We start from the raw sequence: 20,072 nt of genomic DNA on the forward strand, positions 1-20,072 counted from the left end.
AGAGGCCACTCCTTTGAGTGACCTCTTTTAGTTTTTTGGTAAATCTGTACAGCTCTTATACGTAGGGTAATAGACACAAACTCTTGAATTTTCAACAGTTTCTTTTATAGGCAATACCTTACTTTTCACGGGAGAGCTAATAGCTGGTTCTTCGATTGTGAGCTCTTCTACTACTAATTCTACGCCATAAAATAGTATTAAAAAATAGCAGACAAATCCTACTATACGCAAACAATCACCTCGTAAAATAGTTAGTATATGTTAATATGTATGGTCAAATTCATTAAAATATAAGCGGAATTTCGAAATTTTCTCTCGATTCGGCAGTTTTATAAGATCATTTAATTCTATAAAAAAAGCTATTGTCAACGAAATTTTGATGTGCTACTATAGCTAAAGTAAATATTTGATCTGTATAACCTCAATAATATGGATTGAGGGTCTCTACCAGGAACCATAAAATCCTGACTACAAAACTTTGCTTCATTTTTGTAGTCAGGATTTTTTTATGTTGATTCAGCCGTTAGTTTGTAGCGTACCGAAGCGTACCTTGCGGCGTAATGCATAAAAAAATCTCCTGCAAAAATGAAAGTGTAACGAAAGGGAGATTACGATGAATTGGAGAGTTTATATTCTTGCGGTGACTACCTTTGCAGTAGGGTTAGTTGAATTAATTGTTGGTGGGATACTGCCAAATATTGCAGAGGATTTACATGTATCTTTAGCAACAGCTGGGCAATTAATTACGATTTTTGCACTGGTTTATGCTATTTCTGCGCCTGTCCTGTTATCCTTGACAGCTAAGGTGGAAAGGAAGCGCTTATTCTTAATATCATTATTTATTTTCACGTTAGGTAACTTAATGACCTTCTTTAGTACAACGTTCATTATTGTGCTAATTGCCCGTATTTTCACAGCGATGAGCACAGCATTAGTCATTGTATTATCTTTAACGATTACGACAAAAATTGTTGAGCCTAAACATCGTGCCAAGGCGTTAGGACTCGTTTTCATGGGTGTAAGCTCTGCGCTTGTCATTGGTGTACCAATGGGTATTTTTATAACAGAAGCTTTCGGTTGGCGAGCTATATTTTTAGGCATTAGCATTCTGTCAACACTTTCCATGATTTTAATTGCCTTATTACTTGAAAAAATGCCAATCGGAGAAGTAGTGCCACTGAAGGCACAAATCAAATCTTTAGCTAATTTAAAAATCCTTACAGCTCAGTTAACTACGTTGTTTATGCTAGCAGGACATTACATGCTCTACGCTTATTTAACACCTTTTTTAGTAGAAGCATTTGATATGAGTCCTTCATGGATTAGTATTTGTTACTTAATCTTCGGTATTGCCTCTGTTAGTGGGAACGCAGTAGGAGGCTGGGTGAGTGATAAAATTGGCACGAGTAAAGCCATTATTTTGATTGTGTCTGCCTTTGCTATAGTTTTATTCAGTATTCCTTACACGATCATTGCTTTACCGCTATTTTTAGTGTTTACAGTTTTATGGGGTGCATTAAGCTGGGCATTGACACCACCATTACAAAATTATTTAATTCAAACTGATCCTAAATCATCCGATATTCAGCAGAGCTTAAATACAGCTGCCCTTCAAATTGGGATATCCATTGGATCAGCAGTTGGAGGCGCCATGTTTGCTTTGACTGATTCTGTTATGCATTTAGCGAGCTTTGGAACGATTCTAGTTCTCTGTGCATTAGGTTGTGCTATTTTCTCTATTAAAAGAGCGCCACTTGGACAGGAGCAGCATGGAGATTATCAATCAGCCCACCACAACTCATAATAGAAACAACCTAAAAGGTATTGGGGAAGCTATCTCCAATACCTTTTTAGCTTGATTTAGCAGAGGTTTTGGATCTATTAACTGCAATTATGCTAAGACTTAGTTTGATTGAATCTATGTTTGTATCTCTTTCAAAATTAATTTCTCTATGAATTCTAAGCATACTCTAAATACATATGGAATAGATTGTTGTAGTTAATGAATTTTATAGGAGTTTGAGATTTAAGTGCGCTTACTATTTTCAAGAAAAATAGTAGGAGCTCTTCAAATCTTGTAAATGGAAGGAGAACCCAATGACTGAATATCATCAACAATCGTCTGCTGAAGTCATGAAGATATTGAGCGTCACCCCACAAGGCTTGACCGATGATGACGTCCAAAAAAGGCAACAGGTCTATGGCTATAATGTATTAGAGGAAGGTAAAAAAACAAGTACGTGGGCTGTATTTTTCGGACAATTTAAAGATTTATTAGTTATTATATTACTCGTTGCGGCCTTCGTTTCATTTCTACTAGGGGAAGTAGAAAGTACGATTGTTATTATGATTGTAGTGATTTTAAATGCTATTTTAGGTACTGTACAACATGTAAAAGCAGAACAATCTCTAGACAATCTGAAAGCGTTGACCTCTCCCATTGCCAAAGTCATGCGTAACAATCAACTAATGCAGATTCCTTCGGAGGAAATTGTGATAGGAGATCTTCTGATATTGGAGGCGGGCGATTACATCAATGCAGATGGCAGACTACTAGAATGTCATAATTTACACATTAATGAAAGTTCCCTAACAGGTGAATCGATTGCTGTAGCCAAAAGTACAGATCCTATACGAAAAAATAATGTGACCATTGCTGATAAGAAGAACATGGTGTATTCAGGAAGCTTTGTAACTAATGGCCGTGGTATTGTAATGGTGACGGCAATCGGCATGCAGACAGAAATCGGCAAAATTGCGAATTTACTCGATACAGCCAAGGAGAAGAAAACGCCCCTACAAATTAGTCTTGATCAATTCGGTGAAAAATTAGCATTAGGGATTACACTCATTTGTTTAGCTATTTTTACAATTGACCTTATTCGAGGACGAGCCTTAGTTGAATCATTTATGTTTGCAGTCTCCCTTGCTGTTGCAGCAATCCCAGAGGCGCTAAGTTCCATTGTGACTATCGTATTAGCTTTTGGCACGCAGAAGATGGCGAAGGAAAATGCGATTATCCGTAAGCTTTATGCGGTGGAAAGCTTAGGAAGTGTTTCAGTTATTTGTTCTGATAAAACAGGGACCTTAACAGAAAATAAAATGGTGGTACAAGAAGTCTTTGTCGACCAGAAAAAGATACCACATGATTGGCTTAATCCAACAAATCCAGTGGAAAAAGAGCTGATGATCAAGGCACTTTTATGTAGTGATGCTGTAGAGCGAGATCAGAAAGAAATCGGCGACCCTACCGAAATTGCTCTTGTGAAATTAGGAAAGCAGTACGGCCTTGATGAACTGAAAATTCGAGAGCAATATAAACGCTTGGCTGAAATTCCATTTGATTCGGCAAGAAAGCTTATGAGCACGGTAAATCAGATGGACAAGCAAACGGTGATGATTACGAAAGGGGCATTGGATGTACTCTTGCCCAAAGTAACGAGAATCAAAACATCCACAGGCATTTTTGAAATGACCGCACAGCATCGTCAGAAAATTGAAGCGGTCAATCGTGACTTTTCAATGAATGGTTTACGTGTGCTGGCCATTGCGTATAAAGATGTTTTCCCTCAGCAAAGCGTTGATACAAGAGCTGAACGTGACTTAATCTTTGTCGGCTTAGTTGCGATGATGGATCCTCCAAGAAAAGAATCGAAAGAAGCAGTGGAAAGCTGTATAAATGCAGGCATTAAGCCCGTTATGATTACCGGTGACCATAAAATTACAGCTACGGCGATTGCCCAACAAATTGGTATTTTACAAAATCCAGAAGAAGCGATTGAAGGACACGCCCTTGATGGTTTAACAGATCAAGAGTTACAAGATAAAATTGATGATTATTCTGTCTATGCTCGTGTTACACCTGCACAAAAAATTCGAATTGTAAAAGCCTGGCAGGATAAAGGTCATGTTGTTGCTATGACAGGGGATGGTGTCAATGATGGACCTGCCTTGAAACAAGCAGATATTGGTGTCGCAATGGGGGTAACAGGTACAGAGGTTGCAAAAGATGCCTCATCGATGATTTTAACCGATGATAATTTTTCGACGATTGTTAAGGCAATCGCTAATGGTCGTAGTATTTATACGAATATAAAAAATGCTATTCTATTCTTATTATCTGGTAATGCTGGAGCTATTTTTGTTGTGTTATATGCAACGGTGTTAGGCCTACCTGTTCCTTTTGCGCCTGTCCATCTATTATTCATCAACTTATTAACGGATAGTTTGCCAGCTATCGCCATTGGGTTAGAGCCCAATAATAAGAAAACGATGAAGGACAAGCCTAGAAATATTCATACACCTTTATTAAATAAAGCCTTTACGACACAAGTAGTATTAGAAGGTATTTTAATTGCCATCTCCACCATTATTGCTTTTCAAATTGGTCTATCGACAGGCGATACGTTAACAGCTAGCACAATGGCCTTTACAACACTGTGTTTATCCAGATTAGTGCATGGTTTCAACTCCAGATCCAAAGAGTCGATTTTCGCTATTGGTGTATTCTCGAATAAATATACATGGCTTGCTTTCTTAATCGGTGTGCTCAGCCTACACTTTGTCTTGTTTATGCCAATGCTCACAACAGTCTTTGAGGTTGCCCCATTGTCGATTGCACAGCTAGGCTTCATTTATAGCTTATCTGTATTACCATTCCTCGTAAATCAATGGTATAAGCTTCTGTTCGTTAGGAGACGATAGTAAGTCAAAAAAAGAAGCTTCCGTTATGGATGAAACGGATGCTTCTTTTTAGCGTGGACGAGCCTCTAACCAACCTTTACGCTGACTATAGTCAATCAATTTTGATCCCAGTAGTGAATAACGCATATGAAGTTCACCATATTTTGTTAAATGGGGCTTCTTCACTGACAGATCGAGTGCTTGACTTACGGAAATTAAAGAGGAGGCGATATTCATGGATAAAATCGCACTAATTTCACCATCATTAATCATCGATTTGCCGCGAAGGTCTGTTATTTTCATCGTATTATACTCGATGGATGTAGTAGGTGCCAAGACGCCATTTTCCTTAAGTAACAATGTCAGGTGCTTATTTTCCTCTTTTAAACATTGAATAAACTCCAGGATCATTATCTTTAATTGTTTATCACGCGTATGCTTAAAAAAGGCATGGCTTGAAGCAATATATCCTTGATTGACACCAAGCTGTGACCAAAGCTTAAAAATCTCCTTAAATCGTAATGATGCTAGATTGTCTTTTAACATTGAGACACTTCCTAACTCTTAGGTTATCTAAGATTAGGATGGACAAGAAATGACATTCTATTCATCTTTTACAATAAAAGTTTACTAAGAGAACGTACTAATAATATGTGCCATAGGGATACGGATGTGGATAAGGGTAACGATATGGATACGGATAAGGACATGGTTTCATATAGTGCTTTGGCTTCGTTTGTTTATCGGTTGCTGATTTGACATGATTACAGCCTTTTGCTGGACCAATATAAGTTGTTGGAACAACCGGTGCAATGGTTTTCTTCCATTGTTCCTCATCTAAACAATACGTGTGAGCCATAATATTAGCTGGAGTAAATTTCAATATATCAGAGCCTAAAATGACTTCTGGTGTTGGCGCATCGAAAATAGCGAGTAAATGGGTGTCATCTTCTGTCGCTATTTCATAATGCCACCAGCCCTGTGGTACATTAGCGACTTGCCCAGGCTTGATCGGATAGTTTTGAATTTTCTTCGTAAAGGGATTCAATAGGGAAACTGTCGCCGCCCCAGTAATACAATAGACAAGCTCAGCTGCATTTTGATGGTAATGTGGCTCAACAACATTATCTTCACTTAAAAAAATATCGAGTAAAGATACATTTTCTAATGTATTTAATTGTTCCACGCCAAGCACATTAATATAATTTCGTGAATCCTTTTTAAAAAGCGTACTTTTGTTGACATCAAAAGTGAATTCCGCAGACGGGGAGGAATAATCAATATTTGTGTTTATAGTTACATCCTTTCTCACTTCAATTGTACTCTTCATTATCACCATAGAGTATGTTTCTATTATTGCTAGGCTTACACAAATGCCTAGCTCTCAGTGGGAACTCCTGCTTCATCTGCCTTTTTAAATTTACCTAAAATTACCACTTCTATTTAAGAAAGTACATACGTATAATAAAAAACGAACATTTGTTCTTCTTCTTCAGAGAGCTATGTTTACGAACTACAGTAAGTTAAGGAGCATTCAACATTATTATCATCAATGGTCATGTAATGGATACCTAGAAAATATGGAATGCTAGCTTTATTACGAGTTGCTTCCTATACAAAAGTGGGCACGGTGTTTCACGCAATGGCTTATATGGCGGACACTTGCTTAAGGAGTGGAGAAAATGATAAAAGATAGAGGAACAATGAAGTGGACAGCGATGATGTTACCAGAGCATTTAATGCTTTTGAAAGAATGGAAACAAGAGGTGTTTACAGAGCCACCTCGTGAACGCACTGAATGGGAGCTTGAAGAATTACAGCAAACGATCTCGCGAGCAATTGTTCAACATAACTATATTATGTTAACTATATGGGATCAGGCTCATTATGTTCAATGGGGAGGCTTCATTCAGGCGATGCATGAGGAGGAGTTATTACTAGAAACTATCACCACAACGAAGCATATTCCCTTAAAGTATATTTATGCTGCCCATATAGAAGATGATGGCCTTGAATAATAGAGAGCATCGACTATTAGACCTCAATGTTTACAGCTCGACTTTGCAGTGAAATTATTGCAGCATATCTAACAATGTCAGAGCATTTTAAGATGAAGCGTGTATTGTTCCCTTCCATTGTTAACGTTTTTATAGAAGGATTATGTTCACATTAAACGTCAGCTCGCCAAACAGCATATTCTTTATACTGGCATTTTATAGACCATTATTTTATCGATGCGCGGAATGTTGCGGTAGGAAATGATGAGGTGTTCGTTAAAAAACGAGTTGGAAGAGCTTGTTTTAAAACAATTTAACATCACTCATTTGAAAAAACAAATGAGTGACGGTTTCTTTAAAGTGGTAACTGCATAACAATTTGTTCACCAATAGGCCCCATTCTTCTTTCTCCGTTATCTACAAAGCCCACTTTGTGATAAAGATGCTGTGCGGCGATATTTTTGTGATTGACGACTAACACCACTTCATTACATTCATTAAAATGTTGCTTCACAAAGTCAGCAAGTGCAAACATTGCTTTTTTAGCATAGCCCTTACCTTGTTGTTGATGATCGATGGATAAGGCAGTTAACAACATAGCATTAGGGTTTGTAGAATATTCCTTTACCCTGTCAGTTGCATGAAGAACAAAAAAGCCAACTGGCACATGATCACTTAATATGACGATAGGATATTGTCCAACCGTCTCTATGGAAATTTCTTTTGGAAGCGCTGTAAATTGGTGTTGGTCTTCCGGTAGTTCAAAACTATGTAACTGCTCCACATAATCTTCTGAAAAATGTACTAATTCAATGTTCGCTGTTTTTTGCATAAAAAAGCCTCCTTTTTTATTATTCTAACTACAGAACAGATGTTCGTCAAGGAGGCTTGTATAAAAATAATGTCAGCTAGGATAGTTTAACTTAAAAAATTACCAAAAAATAAAATGAAGGAGATACTGATTATTAGGATAAGTGTGATCAACATTGTTATGATCCCTCGTAGCAATGTTGCTAAATTTTTTACATCTTTCATTCCAACAAAGCTGAGGTAGAAACAGGCAATGGACAAGAGTAGAGTCAATGTCAATGGATGAAAATGAAGTTGTGTAACAAAAAAGTCTTTCATTGTGCCTGAAAGAAAAAATAGTAGGATGCAGCCTAAAGATAAAACAAATGACCAGAAATTTAAATTAATTCCCATTGTTTTCCTCCCTCCTATAGAACGAATTTGTCGTATGAATGTTCCAATGATACCGTTTGATAGGGTAAAAGGATAAAACAGCGAAACGTGGAATGACAAAAAGAGGTCACTTGGACGAAAGTGACCCCAAATACCAATAAAAGGAGTGTACGTAAAGTTGAAAGAACTTTACACTACTATTATTATGATGAGCTAGCGTTTTAAGATAGTTATCTATCTTAAGCGCTAGCTTTTAATTTCAACTAAATACTTTAAGTATTGAAAAAACGCTGTGAGAAAAACTCCAATTAAAAAGGACAATAGATAACTTGTATGTCAACTAAGGAGTGCCAATAAAAAAACATCCTAGATGGATGTCTTTAGTATAATGGCTGCTGCATCTGACAAGGTGGAAAGCCATTTACATCTTGAATCATATGAAAATCGTATTGTTTTAAGGCAAATTGGCTTTGATACAAATATTCGAGGACAAGAAGCTTTCCACCTGAAACGCCGCAGAGGACACCAGAAGTACCCTGCCCATTTGTAAAAGAAACACCGACTGGCCGCCCGATTAAATAGGGGATCTCGTGTTGCCAAGGCACAATTACCACTCCTTTTATTGTAATATATGAAAGAAGTGGTAATAGGTGTGGAGGTCAAATACCTAAAAATGGGAGTCGTTTTGTCAGTAGCTTATAACGATTAAACAATATACTCTTCCAATTGTATTAACAGTCAATGGAAGACTTTTGGCACTTTAGTGTATTTGGTTTATGCAGTTTTTAATCACAATTTTTGCATGCATTAATTTTACTGAAGAAAGGAAAAATAGGTTTGTCTTGATAAAATATGAAGCGAAAGTAGGTTTGGAAATGGACAAGGATTTACATTACGGTGATGATTATAAATTTATACCGGCGACATCTGTAGGGAGCGGTATTGGCGTAGAAGTACGACCTGATTTATATCAATATACAATACAGATCGTCAATATTGTGCTGTACGGTCAAAATGCCAATGAATTTGTGCTAATAGATGCAGGTATGCCGAAAAGTGCGGAAGAAATCATTGCTGTAGCGGAAAATCGTTTTGGAGCCAATGCTCGTCCCAAGGCTATTATATTGACTCACGGCCATTTTGATCATGTGGGAGCCATTATTGAATTAATCAAACATTGGAATGTCCCTGTCTATGTGCATTCTTTGGAATTACCCTATGTAACGGGAGAACAAAATTATCCACAACCTGATTCTACAGTTAACGGTGGTTTGATTGCTAAAATGTCACCTATTTTTCCGCATGAATCAATTCAATTAGGGAGTAACGTGAGTGCTCTTCCTTCAGATGGTTCTGTCCCCCATATGCCAGGATTCCATTGGATTCATACGCCAGGGCATTCACCAGGACATATTTCTTTATTTAGAAGCGAAGATGGTGCATTAATTGTTGGAGATGCCTTTGTAACGGTGAAACAAGAATCTCTCTATAAAGTATTGACCCAGACAAAAGAAATTAGTGGTCCACCTAGATATTTGACAACGGATTGGCAAGCAGCTTATGAGTCAGTGAAAAAATTAAAGGAATTAAGACCTTCTGTTGCCATTACAGGACATGGTTTAGCCATGGAAGGAGAAGAATTGACAGAAAATCTTCAGAAACTTGTGGATGATTTTGACCAAATTGCTTTACCTAATCACGGTAAATACCTCAATTAGTTGTAAATAGGGAGGGATAGCACAGTACAAAAACATCTTGGGGGCGATGTTAAAGGTGCTATCCCGCCATTAATGTATGTTTGTGTAGTAATGAACATAACCACTGTAAATAAATTGAAAAGTAAATGAAATATAGAGCTAAAAGCTAGAAGTAATAGATAGGAAGAGGAAAAAAACAGTGGGGTAAAAACTACCCACACTGTTTACATATTAAAGTATAGAATAGTGCTTAGTGAGCAACTTGCCCGCCATCTACTCCGTATACATAACCGTTACAGAAGCTTGCCGCATCTGAAGAAAGGAAGACAACTACTTCAGCAATCTCTTCTGGTTTAGCAGAGCGACGCATTGGTACATTAGAAACAACCTCGTTCCATACTTCAGGATTATCTTTCCACATTTGTGTCATTGGTGTTTCTGTTAATCCCGGTGCTACAGCATTTACACGGATACCATCTTCAGCATGATCGATTGCGGCCGCTTTCGTTAAGCCAGTGACTGCGTGTTTGGCAGTAACGTATGGGGCCATATTTGGATCGGCAATTAAACCTGCTACAGATGCAGTGTTAACAATTGTACCGCCACCATTTGCGATCATGTATTCAAGCTCATGTTTTACAGCAAAAAATACACCTTTAACATCCACTGCCATTACTTTATCAAAAGCCTCTTCTTCAATATCAACGAATTTGGCTGGCTTATTTAAAACACCTGCATTGTTGAAAGCGTGATGGAGACCACCAAATTTTTCTACTGTTTGTTGTACTAATAATTTTAATTGATCAGCGTTTGTTACATCCGTTTTAAAAAATACAGCTTCTCCACCTTCTTGTTGGATTAGCTCAACCGTTTCTTGTGCACGATCATCGACATCTCCAATGGCTACTTTCGCACCTCGGCGAGCAAAAGCAAGTGCTGTGGCACGACCAATACCAGTAGCTGCTCCAGTTATTAAGACAACACGACCTTCGAAATCTTGTAAGTTCATATTTCCTGCCTCCTATTATTGATAGAGCTTATTGTTTACATGTGTAGTATAGCGTCCCTTAAAAATTGTATTCAATAATTTTGTAAGAATGAGCTTATTCCTTTATAGTAATAAGCATGAGAAGGGAGGACAAAAAATGCAACTAACACAAATAGAATATTTTTTAATGGTAGCCCGCTTAGAGCATATGTCAAAAGCAGCTTTGGAACTAGAAATATCACAGTCTTCCTTAAGCAAAACGATTGCGCGTTTAGAAGAAAATATTGGCGTACCACTCTTTGATCGAAAAGGGAAATCGATTCGCTTAAATGAATACGGGCGAATGTTTTATGAGAAGGCGGAAAAAGCGCTAGATGATTTATATGAGGCAAAGACAGAGATTCAAGAGCTAGCTAATATTAGAGAAGATAGTGTCGCCATAAATGTCATGAATTCAAAACTATTACCCAAACTGTTTTTTAATTTTTATAAAAAGCGTCCGAACGTTAAAATCCGACAATATGTATTACCAGATAAATTAGCCCAACAAAAATTAATTTATGGTGAAATAGATTTAATGATTGTTATCAATCCGATTGCTGATCGAAGAATAGAATGGGTCCCACTATTTACAGAAGAGATTTTTTTAGTCGTTCCAAAAAATCATCCTCTTGCTGTAAAAGAAAGTGTTTCACTAATTGAAACCAAGGACGAGCTATTTATATTATCCGAAACAGAGCAAAATTTCCGAGCAACTGAAAACCAACTATTTGAAAAGGCAGGCTTTACTCCACAAATTGCATTTGAAGGAGAGGATTTGTCAATCATTTTACAATTAGTGAATGAAGGGAAAGGCATCTCTTTTATTTTTAAAAATTCTTTTTTAGATCAGTATTTAGATAATGCCAAGATATTGAAAATTTCAGATCCTGAATGCTTTCAAACGGTAGGCATTGCTTGGAATAAAAACAGAAAGAGTTCATTTGTTGTCAATAGTTTTCGTGATTTTGCGATCAACTTTTTAAGTGATAAGAAATAGAATTAAGATTGGGTCGATTCACCACCATCTACATGTAATACTTGCCCTGTAACATGTCTAGAATCATCCGATGCTAAATACACAAATGTAGGAGCCACCTCAAAAGGCTGTGCCATACGGTTAAATAAATTAGTTCCATGTAGGGCGTTTTCATCTGAAGAGAAACTGGAAGGAATAAGTGGTGTCCAAATACGGCCTGGGGCTATCGCGTTTACGCGAATTTGCTTGTTCGCAACGCTTTTTGCCAAGGAGCGAGTCCAGCCAACAATAGCTGCTTTTGTAGCAGTGTAATCAATTAATAAAGGTTCACCTGCATAAGCCACAACGGAAGCAGTACCAATAATAGAGCTTCCTGCTTTTAAATAGGGAAGGGCTGCTCTTGTCGTATAGAAATGAGAATAAACGTTAAGCTTAAATGTTTCATCAAATTGTTCATCTGTGATGTCTGTAAGATCATTTTGTTGGAATTGAATACCGACATGGTTACATAAAATATCTAAACGGCCAAAAGTGTTAATCGTTTCTAAAACAATGTCAACACATTGTTTTTTATGACGTAGATCCCCAGGAAGTAACAAACACTTTTTGCCTAGCTCCTCAATTCTTTTTTTCGTTCTATTAGCATCCTCATGCTCATCTAAATAGGCAATGGCGACATCGGCCTCTTCCTTTGCAAAGGCAATGGCAGCGGCAGCGCCCATCCCACTATCACCCCCAGTGATAAGAGCAACTTTCCCCTTTAACTTGCCACTCCCTTTATAATGAGGGTTTTCAATGATAGGCTTTGGTACCATTAAGCTTTCTAGACCAGGCTGGCGTAATTGTCTTTGTTCGGGTTGTGTTAGAGGCACCTCTTTGTATTGTGTAATTTTACCATAAATAGGATAGTGTGGGTACGGATCGTCTTTTTTATTGTCCTCAAACCATTGTTGATAAAATTGAATTTGTTGTACTAATTCCTCGTAGTCTTTTGAATTCCAGTCATTTGGATTGTTGATAACCAATCCCTCCTTTTCATCATATACTATGAATGCTTACCTTTTTATGTTAAAGCATAGAAAATAGCTATGAATGCAACAGGGGGAGTGTCAAATGGAAATTGAATTTTTTCCAGAGGTTATGCGGTTATTAGAAAACGAAGCATACTCATTAAACATTCATTATTTGAATTATACTTGGCTCACACCGACCATTGGTGTTAGACCACCTTATTATAGTCAACCCATTTACGAGCCGTATTATCCAATAGTATAGTATGATGCAACTGTAGATTGAGTTCGGTGTTATGCCGAACTCTTTTTAAAGTAGGCTTTTTTTCCTTTTCTTATTAGAAAAAATAGTTGAAATAAGGAGATCCTGAGATTAAATTTCATGGATTTTGCTAGGATAGCAATAGAAAAAAAGAAGAGAAGGTTTTATATGGAAAATAAAAAAATCATAAAAAAGGAAGCTAACCCGAAAGATGCTATTGTAGTGTTTACCTCCTTTTCATTCATTTGTTTAGCTATTATGTTTATGTTAATCGTGTATGAGGTAGTTAACATTGAGCAATACTTAACATTTAATCATCCTGCTCAATTATTTATGTATGTCATCATTGCTTCCTTTGCTTTAGTCTTATATGGCGTGATTTTAACGTATGTTGTACCCTCGAATGATATTGATGATACAAATAAGAGTTATCAAATGTATTCATTACACGAGATTTTCGCCTTTATGTTGTTAGGTGCTGTGTTTGAAGAGCTTCTGTTCAGAGGAATTATCCAAAATGTTCTTTACATTTGGCTGGATCATCAGTGGATGGCCATACTCATCACTACATGCTTGTTTTTAGCCATTCATGTTCAATACTTTAAAAAGCCAATCATGCTCCTGAATATTAGTATTCCAAGTCTGACGTTTAGCTGGCTTTATTTTAATACATACAATATTTTGGTCCCCATTATCGTCCATTTTCTGATGAACTTAGGGATAACACTTTTATTTAAATATAATGTTTTACGTGTTAAAAAATCCAACTGACAACTAACCCCATTCTCAAATGAGAACGGGGTTATGTTTGTTGAGCTTTTAAAATGAACTAACCTTTTTCTGCTTCACCTTTTTTACTTCTAAGTAGTAACGTCATGAATAAAAAAGTTGCTACCCAAAAAGAAAAGAAAAAATTTTCAAGTAAGGCCCAATCCCCATGAGTGAGATGATCATAAATCGTTGTAAATAAAAACAGTGTTACAAAGAACACGATATATAAACATTTTCCGAATGTAGTCAATGCAAGCACCTCTATTTGTAATGTATGTTAAATTGTCGATTCACTAGTAAAAGACCTATTGGAAGGCATTATTTTGATTGTCGTGGAAGAAGTAGAAGCCAAAAATTTAAAAATAGGCAAACAGAAGTATAGTTATTGTTAGCTATTGTGGGTTTTTTTATACGAGATAATGAGAGATTGAAAAAAATTATTAACGGTAAAAAATGTGAAACTTCTAGGGGAAGAGATCTTATATGTAAAAAGGAAGGATATTAATAAAAAGGAGTCGTATTAAACAGTTATATTCATTTTTGCGGTTATCAAAATATTGAAAGATAGGGGAATAGAACATGTCAAATAACGTAGGTTCTTTATTGGCGGATTGTGAAGTGACCTTTGCAACGAGTAAAGAAGCAGACCAAATAGTTCATCTTTTAAAGGATGTAGCAAAATGGCTAAAGGAACAAGAAATCGATCAATGGGGATTTTTAGCTGCTGGAGGAGAAGATGATGAAATAAGGCAGGCGATCAGTAATAAGGACACTTTTATTGTTAAACGACATGAAGAGATTGTAGCGACATTTACGCTGTATGACACACCAAGCTCTTGGGACAAACATACTTGGGGACATGTAAATGATGAAGCCGTCTATCTTCATCGATTAGCTGTATCTCGTTCTAATATGGGCTCTGGTTTAGGAAAAGAATTATTACAATGGCTTGAACAGTATCTTAAAAAGGAAGGAAAAAATACGTTACGATTGGATTGCGTAGAGAAAAATAATAAATTAAATGATTTTTATCGTAGCAATGGTTTTGAACAAGTCGGCATTGGAGATGGGCATACTTTATTTCAAAAGAACTTATAGGCGAGGAATAAAAATTGTGAGACTAACAAGGTACCATTTCATAACAAAAAGGAATCGATATTAAACTTGTCGATTCCTTTTGGCGATAGTCTGAGCTGAAACCTGCTTGTATATTGTGTTATTGAATATCCTTTAAAGCATTGAAAAATTCATTAGCACCTTTTAGAATCTTGTATTCATAAAGAAATTTATTTTCTGTTTTAGTTGAATCGTTATCTAAATCTAGAAATGCAATTTGTTTTTTCTTTTCGGATACGTGCAATCCATATCCTTTATTTGATTCGATGTCGATAGCATAATCAATATCTTTATACGGAGTTGCATCGAGTGTTTTTTGTACTTGTAAATTGTTTATTGCATCCATAATTTGTTTTTGTTGTTTTTCGTCTGTGACATTTACTCTATCAGGATTTAGCGGTTCTGATTCAATTATACGGATGTTTAAAGAAGTTGGTTTTTCATTTAAATTGGCATCATCAAAAATATCAGCTACTGTATAAATTTTTTCAAATTCAGCTTTAGCAATGGCTTCATGTTTTTTTAACTCTTTATTTTCGTACACATCCCATACCATTAAGCCAATTACGACGGCAAGAACACTAATTGTTATGAAGAGTCGTTTCCTCATATTTTCCCCCTTTCTGGCCTTCGGTAAAATTATATCAAAAATGTTTAATTTTGTAATGTTGATTGGCATAAATAATCACTCATATAAACTAATAAGTAGTTATCTATTAGCCGTTTTTTGCACCACAAGTACCCCAGAAAAAAAGTATCTGCACCCAAATGTACCCCACATAAGAATACAAATACATACATATAAATAAAGGTAGTAGAAAAATAAGCATCGTAGAAACGTTGAGTTTAAGGGATCTGTTACATTGTAAATACACCCTCATAAAGTGAAATCTTAAGGAAATCTTCAGGTTCTACTAAGGAAAAATTTAAGATTAGCTGTGTATACTTATAAAAAAAGGAAATTCACGAAACCATTTGAAGATTTAAAACGTATTGGTAGTAGGAGAGAACATTGGAGTAGGTGAAGATATGGCACATACGATTTACATAGTATTAACCAAAACAGGCACATTATTATCGAAAGCAATTGGCATGTATACAGGCAAAGAGATGAATCATGCATCCATAGCCTTTGATGAGGGGCTATTTGAAATGTATAGCTTTGGTCGAAGACAATTAAATAATCCATTAAGTGGAGGTTTTTTACGAGAGGATGCGGAAAGAGGACTATTTGAATCCGCTGATTGTGTTATTTATCGTTGTCGGATATCTCATTATCAATATTTAGAAATGATGAAAATTGTTCGATATATGTATTGGAATCGAGATCGCTATAAATATAATTTTATCGGTCTTTTTGGGGTAGTGATGCAAAAGGAAGTGAGACGTGAGCGTGCTTATTTTTGTTCCCAATTTGTAGCGACGCTATTAAAAGTGGGCGGTTTAAAGATAGTCCAAAATCCAGCATTAATGACGCCTCATTGCCTAGCACAATTACCGTATTTAGAAAAAGTATACGCAGGGAAACTAGCAGACTATTTACATGCTGTACGTGAGCCTGCCATGATGTATGGCTAAGTCATCCGGTTTCTTTTCACCATGTTATTCAATACGTTGAAAATTGCATAATACTCAGGCTATCTTTTTGTTTAGTACGAAAAGATAGCCTGTTTATTGTCATTAGTCATATTTACCTTGTTCCGAATGAAAATAAACCTAGGTACTGAAAAACAGAAAATGAGTCCTATTCCTGTTAAAAGAGCTACCATAAAATTGGTATTATAACTATTAGGTATGTATGTGCAACGATTGAATGATCACCTAAGGAGGACTTAGAAATGAGCGAAGAAGTAACAGCAGTTGGATGGGATGCAATTGATCAGTCCTTAGCAAAAGTATATGGCGACCAGGAGCCTATGCATTATGGAACGATGATCCCTTATTCACTAGGCGGACAAGACCCTTTAGATGGGATAAGTGCCTATAAAAGTGAATCACCCATTCCACATTGGCATTTTGTTACATATGGATTCTCGGAATTATATGAAAAGGAATTGGAAAATAAGGAATACAGTGGGTATGGATTTGAATTGACATTTCGATTAGTGCGTCACGAGGACGAGGAGGAGCCACCTGCTTGGGCCTTAAACTTACTTCAAAATATGGGCAGATATGTTTTTAATAGTGGCAATGTTTTTAGAAAAGGCGATTATTTGGATGCCAATGGTCCTATTTGTCTTGATTCTGATACGCAATTAACCGCACTGGCCTTTACACATGACCCAGAGCTTGCAGAAATGGATACACCTAATGGCAAGATGGAGTTTATTCAAATGGTTGGTATTTCAGAGGATGAGCTTGAAGCGATGCAGACATGGAATACATTAGGGGTGTTAGAGGCGGGGATTGAGCAAATACCAAGCTATATTACTGATTTAACACGACCTTCTCTACTACAAAATCCCAAAGTACAAGAGGCAGTTGAGCGAGGAATAGAGGAAGAGGGGTCCAATACAGGCTTTCTTTTTGTCGATCAACTCGCTTGGGAAGAGGGGAAGAAGGGTTGGTTTCATAAACAATCCAATATTATGCAACTAGGAGCCAAGCAAGCGGAGGTTATAAGTAAATTATTACGAGGACGTCTATTAAAAAATAAGAATCTTAGCTTAGTTGGTCAACAGACTACAATCCTATTTAAAGCGGATGATCAGGTGGGCTATCATGAGACTGAACAGGAAATTACCATAACATTAAACAAGGACGCGGTGGAGGAACTAAGTCAAAATCTTGTGCCGCAAGAAGGCCAATTTACTATATCTACGTTAGCAGGAGTGAGCTTTCAAATTTTGAAAACGCATATTAAAAATCAAGAAGGAGCGGTTGTGAAAACAATCGGATAAGGTGGATCTCTCGCTAGGCTTTTTAGCGGGAGATTTTTCGCTAAGCATGGAAAAGGAGGTTGTATGTTTGGAGCAATGTGTAGAACATTTTCTAGCAGATGTATGGGAGCAGCTTACGTCCATTTATCAACAAGAAAGTAAGAGAATACGTTCATTGAAAGGTCAAAGTCGACTACAAGCAGGCATTTTTAATTATTTAAAAGTTACTTGGAAAAAAGGAAAAACGCATAACGGTACTATTTTTATTGATGTCTATGAGCCCTTTAGTTGGAGTGATAGTGCCTATAAGGTGAAGTCGGGTCCATACATACAAGAGTTTACAGAAAAAAGCTATATAGTAGAACTTTTTACGGCATTATGTACAAAAGTGGAAACGATTTTTCTATCAGAACAATACGGCCCTCGATTTTTTGATTACCACTTTCAAATCGTGCTTGAATTCGAACAGGATAATACGGTGTTCCATTATCAAGAGAAGCTGTTGAATAATCGCAAACTAGAGTTGACAAAAGAAGCGCTGACAACATTTATTGAAACAAAAGTGATGGCTAAGCTACCTGTGCGTCCAAGTGATAATGATGAATTTTTCTTCGCACAATATTTGGTCAATCCGCATTTTTTTCATCCAGTAGCTGATGAAATCGAACCACTAATTCGTCGACTACAAGAGAAGCATCTTGCCAACAAAGAACGTTTAGATAAATGGATTTATTATTATACTTCAGCATTTAAGCAGTGGGCAGAGGAGCATTTTTTAACGCACTATTTTGAACAAACAGGAGAGTATATTAAAGAGTGGGTGCTTAAAACTACTGATCTCCCTCCACAACTTGAGCAGGAACATATAGATTTTTTCCTGTATGTGGCGTTAAAAATAGGTCAGAAAGAGCCTGCTACTTGCCTAAAATACCTTGAGCTTGCCAAGCAGCTCGGCTCTCAGCAGGCAGTTGATTATTTGCAAACAGGGAGCGGTCGTTTTGAAAGCACGCGAAAGCGCGATGTTTTTCAAGGACAAGCGAATGATATATTGCAAACAATTGATATACGAATCATAGCAGAAGAGGAAGCGGCTTATCGAGAAGCACTTCATTATATCATTGATCTTCTAAAGGAAGGCTTTCCTAAAGGCTACAAGTTGTCATTGAAGTCTAAAGTAAAAAATTATCTTCCTATAAAAAAATTGGCTAAATCAAAGCTTCATCAGTTTTTTGCCAATTGCCTAGCATTTCCTACCCTTTTCCCTTTAATAGCGGACTATGCACAAGTAGCTATGGAAGAATTTGCTTGGTATCAGGATGTGGAGCCAAGTGAAAAATCAGCAATGCCGGGCACCTATGCAGTATTTGGATTAGGCCTTTCTAGTGATGCCTATTTCTCGCTTATCCAAACCTACATGGCGCTCGTTGATATAGAGCATCAGTCTGTGCAAGATGGTTATGCAGAGGCCTTTATAGAAGCTCATGGCCTCTCAGTAGAGCTAATGCCTGTTTTGGTAGCCATATTAATGGGTTCGAATGAATCGGCTAAGCCACTAAAAGGCATTGATATGTGGCAGCCAAACTTACTTGGGGCTCTTGTGCAAGAGTTAGAAAATAAGAAGGACTACGAGCGAGAAGTTGTGTTATACCGACTATTTGGTAATCCAAAGAAGCTAGCCCAGCGTAGGAAGCAAGAAGAAACATCGAGTAAGGAGCTAGATAAAATATTACAATGGATGAATTAAATAATGGAGGTAATCGAAATGGATTGGCTAGAGGTTAGTAAATCTAAAGACCTTGAGAGGGTACGAGAGGCTGTGACCAAGCTTGATGTAAATGAACGCGATGAGCGGGGAAGAACACCGTTAATGCTGTTTATTACCCATCGTATGCCACTTGAAGGTATTAAGCTTCTACTAACAGAAAACATAGACTTAGAAGCTCAAGATAAGCTAGGAGATAGTGCGCTGAAAAAAGCGGTGAAGTTTAAGCAAAGAGATGTTATTTCCTACCTACTTACTAGGGGTGTAGCGTTAAACGCTTCAGAAGGGATTAGGGCAACGGCTTGGTATGCGGCAAGAGAGCATAAAGGGATAGCAGATTTATTGCTGGATACTCCTGGCGCAATTAGACTGACTTTGAGCGAAGAAGAACAGCAACAGGTGAACGCCATTTTATATGAGGAATCTATTGAAATAATGTGCAGCCGCATTAGTAAGATATCGTCGGCTATCATTTTACACGCCATTGTTATTAGCTATAACTGGGATGATGGACCAGAGCCTATGCTCGCGGCAATGACCAATCCAATTTGTGCTCCTATTACATTAATGGAGATGTTTGAGCTAATGGAAGGTGATTATTGGCTAGAACAAACAGAGGAAGAAATTGCGGGTTCACAGTGGAAACGTCCATGGAAAGAGATGGCCGAAAAATTAGCAGCACAAATAGATTATTCATGACAGAGATA

20 protein-coding genes and 1 riboswitch are annotated in these 20,072 nt (G+C 37.0%); of the genes, 12 read left to right on the top strand and 8 right to left on the bottom strand.

The genetic code is table 11. The annotated features are described in order from the left end of the window. Positions 1–27: 27 nt before the first annotated feature. Positions 28–231, bottom strand: coding sequence for a hypothetical protein (locus SJW71_RS10670; RefSeq protein WP_274793398.1), 204 nt, complete (start codon positions 229–231; stop codon positions 28–30). Between the two features lie 160 nt (positions 232–391). After that, a riboswitch (purine riboswitch) is annotated at positions 392–491 on the top strand. 122 nt (positions 492–613) lie between these two features. Between SJW71_RS10670 and SJW71_RS10675 the strand changes: the two genes are divergently transcribed. Next, positions 614–1,804, top strand: coding sequence for an MFS transporter (locus SJW71_RS10675; protein ID WP_274793397.1), 1,191 nt, complete (start codon positions 614–616; stop codon positions 1,802–1,804). Between the two features lie 293 nt (positions 1,805–2,097). Further along, the gene (locus tag SJW71_RS10680) at positions 2,098–4,704 is read left to right on the top strand and encodes a cation-translocating P-type ATPase (RefSeq protein WP_431812119.1); all 2,607 of its coding nucleotides are present in this window, start codon (positions 2,098–2,100) and stop codon (positions 4,702–4,704) included. 48 nt (positions 4,705–4,752) lie between these two features. On the opposite strand, the gene SJW71_RS10685 is transcribed toward SJW71_RS10680, so the two are convergent. Next, on the bottom strand, positions 4,753–5,229 hold the full coding sequence (locus tag SJW71_RS10685) for a DUF3231 family protein (protein WP_431812120.1): 477 nt from the start codon (positions 5,227–5,229) through the stop codon (positions 4,753–4,755). Between the two features lie 97 nt (positions 5,230–5,326). Next, a complete protein-coding gene (locus tag SJW71_RS10690; RefSeq protein WP_396631799.1) occupies positions 5,327–6,013 on the bottom strand; it encodes a cupin domain-containing protein in 687 nt (228 codons plus the stop codon). Positions 6,014–6,365: 352 nt separating this feature from the next. Between SJW71_RS10690 and SJW71_RS10695 the strand changes: the two genes are divergently transcribed. Then, a complete protein-coding gene (locus SJW71_RS10695; protein ID WP_312506473.1) occupies positions 6,366–6,701 on the top strand; it encodes a YolD-like family protein in 336 nt (111 codons plus the stop codon). A 334-nt stretch (positions 6,702–7,035) separates the two neighbouring features. On the opposite strand, the gene SJW71_RS10700 is transcribed toward SJW71_RS10695, so the two are convergent. Together SJW71_RS10700 and SJW71_RS10705 are read right to left on the bottom strand one after the other, a co-directional pair. Beyond that, entirely contained in the window at positions 7,036–7,512 is a 477-nt protein-coding gene (locus tag SJW71_RS10700) for a GNAT family N-acetyltransferase (protein ID WP_312506472.1), read from the bottom strand. A 730-nt stretch (positions 7,513–8,242) separates the two neighbouring features. Next, a complete protein-coding gene (locus SJW71_RS10705) occupies positions 8,243–8,467 on the bottom strand; it encodes a hypothetical protein (protein ID WP_312506471.1) in 225 nt (74 codons plus the stop codon). Between the two features lie 270 nt (positions 8,468–8,737). Between SJW71_RS10705 and SJW71_RS10710 the strand changes: the two genes are divergently transcribed. Beyond that, the gene (locus SJW71_RS10710; protein WP_341386437.1) at positions 8,738–9,580 is read left to right on the top strand and encodes an MBL fold metallo-hydrolase; all 843 of its coding nucleotides are present in this window, start codon (positions 8,738–8,740) and stop codon (positions 9,578–9,580) included. Positions 9,581–9,809: 229 nt separating this feature from the next. Here SJW71_RS10710 and SJW71_RS10715 read toward each other — a convergent pair whose 3' ends face one another. After that, on the bottom strand, positions 9,810–10,568 hold the full coding sequence (locus tag SJW71_RS10715; RefSeq protein ID WP_322606592.1) for an SDR family NAD(P)-dependent oxidoreductase: 759 nt from the start codon (positions 10,566–10,568) through the stop codon (positions 9,810–9,812). A 136-nt stretch (positions 10,569–10,704) separates the two neighbouring features. Between SJW71_RS10715 and SJW71_RS10720 the strand changes: the two genes are divergently transcribed. After that, complete coding sequence (locus SJW71_RS10720) at positions 10,705–11,586, top strand: LysR family transcriptional regulator (protein WP_312506469.1); 882 nt, start codon at positions 10,705–10,707, stop codon at positions 11,584–11,586. 2 nt (positions 11,587–11,588) lie between these two features. Here the strand turns inward: SJW71_RS10720 and SJW71_RS10725 are convergent, their stop codons facing one another. Further along, the gene (locus SJW71_RS10725) at positions 11,589–12,530 is read right to left on the bottom strand and encodes an SDR family oxidoreductase (protein WP_407135934.1); all 942 of its coding nucleotides are present in this window, start codon (positions 12,528–12,530) and stop codon (positions 11,589–11,591) included. 148 nt (positions 12,531–12,678) lie between these two features. On the opposite strand from SJW71_RS10725, the gene SJW71_RS10730 reads away from it, so the two are divergent. The 3 genes from SJW71_RS10730 to SJW71_RS10740 all read left to right on the top strand — a co-directional run bounded on the left by SJW71_RS10730 (position 12,679) and on the right by SJW71_RS10740 (position 14,706). Continuing rightward, positions 12,679–12,840: a hypothetical protein gene (locus tag SJW71_RS10730; protein ID WP_274793384.1), complete on the top strand. Its 162-nt coding sequence runs from the start codon at positions 12,679–12,681 to the stop codon at positions 12,838–12,840. 165 nt (positions 12,841–13,005) lie between these two features. After that, the gene (locus SJW71_RS10735) at positions 13,006–13,608 is read left to right on the top strand and encodes a CPBP family intramembrane glutamic endopeptidase (RefSeq protein ID WP_322610642.1); all 603 of its coding nucleotides are present in this window, start codon (positions 13,006–13,008) and stop codon (positions 13,606–13,608) included. Positions 13,609–14,187: 579 nt separating this feature from the next. Then, the gene (locus SJW71_RS10740; protein ID WP_312506467.1) at positions 14,188–14,706 is read left to right on the top strand and encodes a GNAT family N-acetyltransferase; all 519 of its coding nucleotides are present in this window, start codon (positions 14,188–14,190) and stop codon (positions 14,704–14,706) included. Between the two features lie 118 nt (positions 14,707–14,824). On the opposite strand, the gene SJW71_RS10745 is transcribed toward SJW71_RS10740, so the two are convergent. Further along, on the bottom strand, positions 14,825–15,334 hold the full coding sequence (locus tag SJW71_RS10745; protein WP_431812121.1) for a hypothetical protein: 510 nt from the start codon (positions 15,332–15,334) through the stop codon (positions 14,825–14,827). Between the two features lie 419 nt (positions 15,335–15,753). Here SJW71_RS10745 and SJW71_RS10750 point away from each other — a divergent pair, with 419 nt between their 5' ends. The 4 genes from SJW71_RS10750 to SJW71_RS10765 all read left to right on the top strand — a co-directional run bounded on the left by SJW71_RS10750 (position 15,754) and on the right by SJW71_RS10765 (position 20,064). Next, entirely contained in the window at positions 15,754–16,302 is a 549-nt protein-coding gene (locus SJW71_RS10750; RefSeq protein WP_274793380.1) for a hypothetical protein, read from the top strand. Positions 16,303–16,562: 260 nt separating this feature from the next. After that, on the top strand, positions 16,563–17,624 hold the full coding sequence (locus SJW71_RS10755; RefSeq protein ID WP_322606587.1) for a suppressor of fused domain protein: 1,062 nt from the start codon (positions 16,563–16,565) through the stop codon (positions 17,622–17,624). Positions 17,625–17,691: 67 nt separating this feature from the next. Further along, positions 17,692–19,347: a DUF6138 family protein gene (locus SJW71_RS10760; protein WP_431812122.1), complete on the top strand. Its 1,656-nt coding sequence runs from the start codon at positions 17,692–17,694 to the stop codon at positions 19,345–19,347. Between the two features lie 18 nt (positions 19,348–19,365). Next, positions 19,366–20,064 carry a DUF4274 domain-containing protein gene (locus SJW71_RS10765; protein WP_322606585.1) on the top strand — a complete coding sequence of 233 codons (699 nt, stop codon included), beginning with the start codon at positions 19,366–19,368 and terminating at the stop codon, positions 20,062–20,064. Positions 20,065–20,072: the final 8 nt, after the last annotated feature.

The sequence above is a fragment of the Lysinibacillus sp. FW12 genome, from assembly GCF_050817245.1.
In the GTDB taxonomy this organism is placed as follows: domain Bacteria; phylum Bacillota; class Bacilli; order Bacillales_A; family Planococcaceae; genus Lysinibacillus; species Lysinibacillus irui.

Excerpts from the sequence above, each read along its gene's own strand:
- SJW71_RS10675 (WP_274793397.1), top strand. The coding sequence starts at position 614 with ATGAATTGGAGAGTTTATATTCTTGCGGTGACTACCTTTGCAGTAGGG.
- SJW71_RS10680 (WP_431812119.1), top strand. The coding sequence starts at position 2,098 with ATGACTGAATATCATCAACAATCGTCTGCTGAAGTCATGAAGATATTG.
- SJW71_RS10685 (WP_431812120.1), bottom strand. The coding sequence starts at position 5,229 with ATGTTAAAAGACAATCTAGCATCATTACGATTTAAGGAGATTTTTAAG.
- SJW71_RS10690 (WP_396631799.1), bottom strand. The coding sequence starts at position 6,013 with ATGAAGAGTACAATTGAAGTGAGAAAGGATGTAACTATAAACACAAAT.
- SJW71_RS10695 (WP_312506473.1), top strand. The coding sequence starts at position 6,366 with ATGATAAAAGATAGAGGAACAATGAAGTGGACAGCGATGATGTTACCA.
- SJW71_RS10700 (WP_312506472.1), bottom strand. The coding sequence starts at position 7,512 with ATGCAAAAAACAGCGAACATTGAATTAGTACATTTTTCAGAAGATTAT.
- SJW71_RS10710 (WP_341386437.1), top strand. The coding sequence starts at position 8,738 with ATGGACAAGGATTTACATTACGGTGATGATTATAAATTTATACCGGCG.
- SJW71_RS10715 (WP_322606592.1), bottom strand. The coding sequence starts at position 10,568 with ATGAACTTACAAGATTTCGAAGGTCGTGTTGTCTTAATAACTGGAGCA.
- SJW71_RS10720 (WP_312506469.1), top strand. The coding sequence starts at position 10,705 with ATGCAACTAACACAAATAGAATATTTTTTAATGGTAGCCCGCTTAGAG.
- SJW71_RS10730 (WP_274793384.1), top strand. The coding sequence starts at position 12,679 with ATGGAAATTGAATTTTTTCCAGAGGTTATGCGGTTATTAGAAAACGAA.
- SJW71_RS10735 (WP_322610642.1), top strand. The coding sequence starts at position 13,006 with ATGGAAAATAAAAAAATCATAAAAAAGGAAGCTAACCCGAAAGATGCT.
- SJW71_RS10740 (WP_312506467.1), top strand. The coding sequence starts at position 14,188 with ATGTCAAATAACGTAGGTTCTTTATTGGCGGATTGTGAAGTGACCTTT.
- SJW71_RS10745 (WP_431812121.1), bottom strand. The coding sequence starts at position 15,334 with ATGAGGAAACGACTCTTCATAACAATTAGTGTTCTTGCCGTCGTAATT.
- SJW71_RS10750 (WP_274793380.1), top strand. The coding sequence starts at position 15,754 with ATGGCACATACGATTTACATAGTATTAACCAAAACAGGCACATTATTA.
- SJW71_RS10755 (WP_322606587.1), top strand. The coding sequence starts at position 16,563 with ATGAGCGAAGAAGTAACAGCAGTTGGATGGGATGCAATTGATCAGTCC.
- SJW71_RS10765 (WP_322606585.1), top strand. The coding sequence starts at position 19,366 with ATGGATTGGCTAGAGGTTAGTAAATCTAAAGACCTTGAGAGGGTACGA.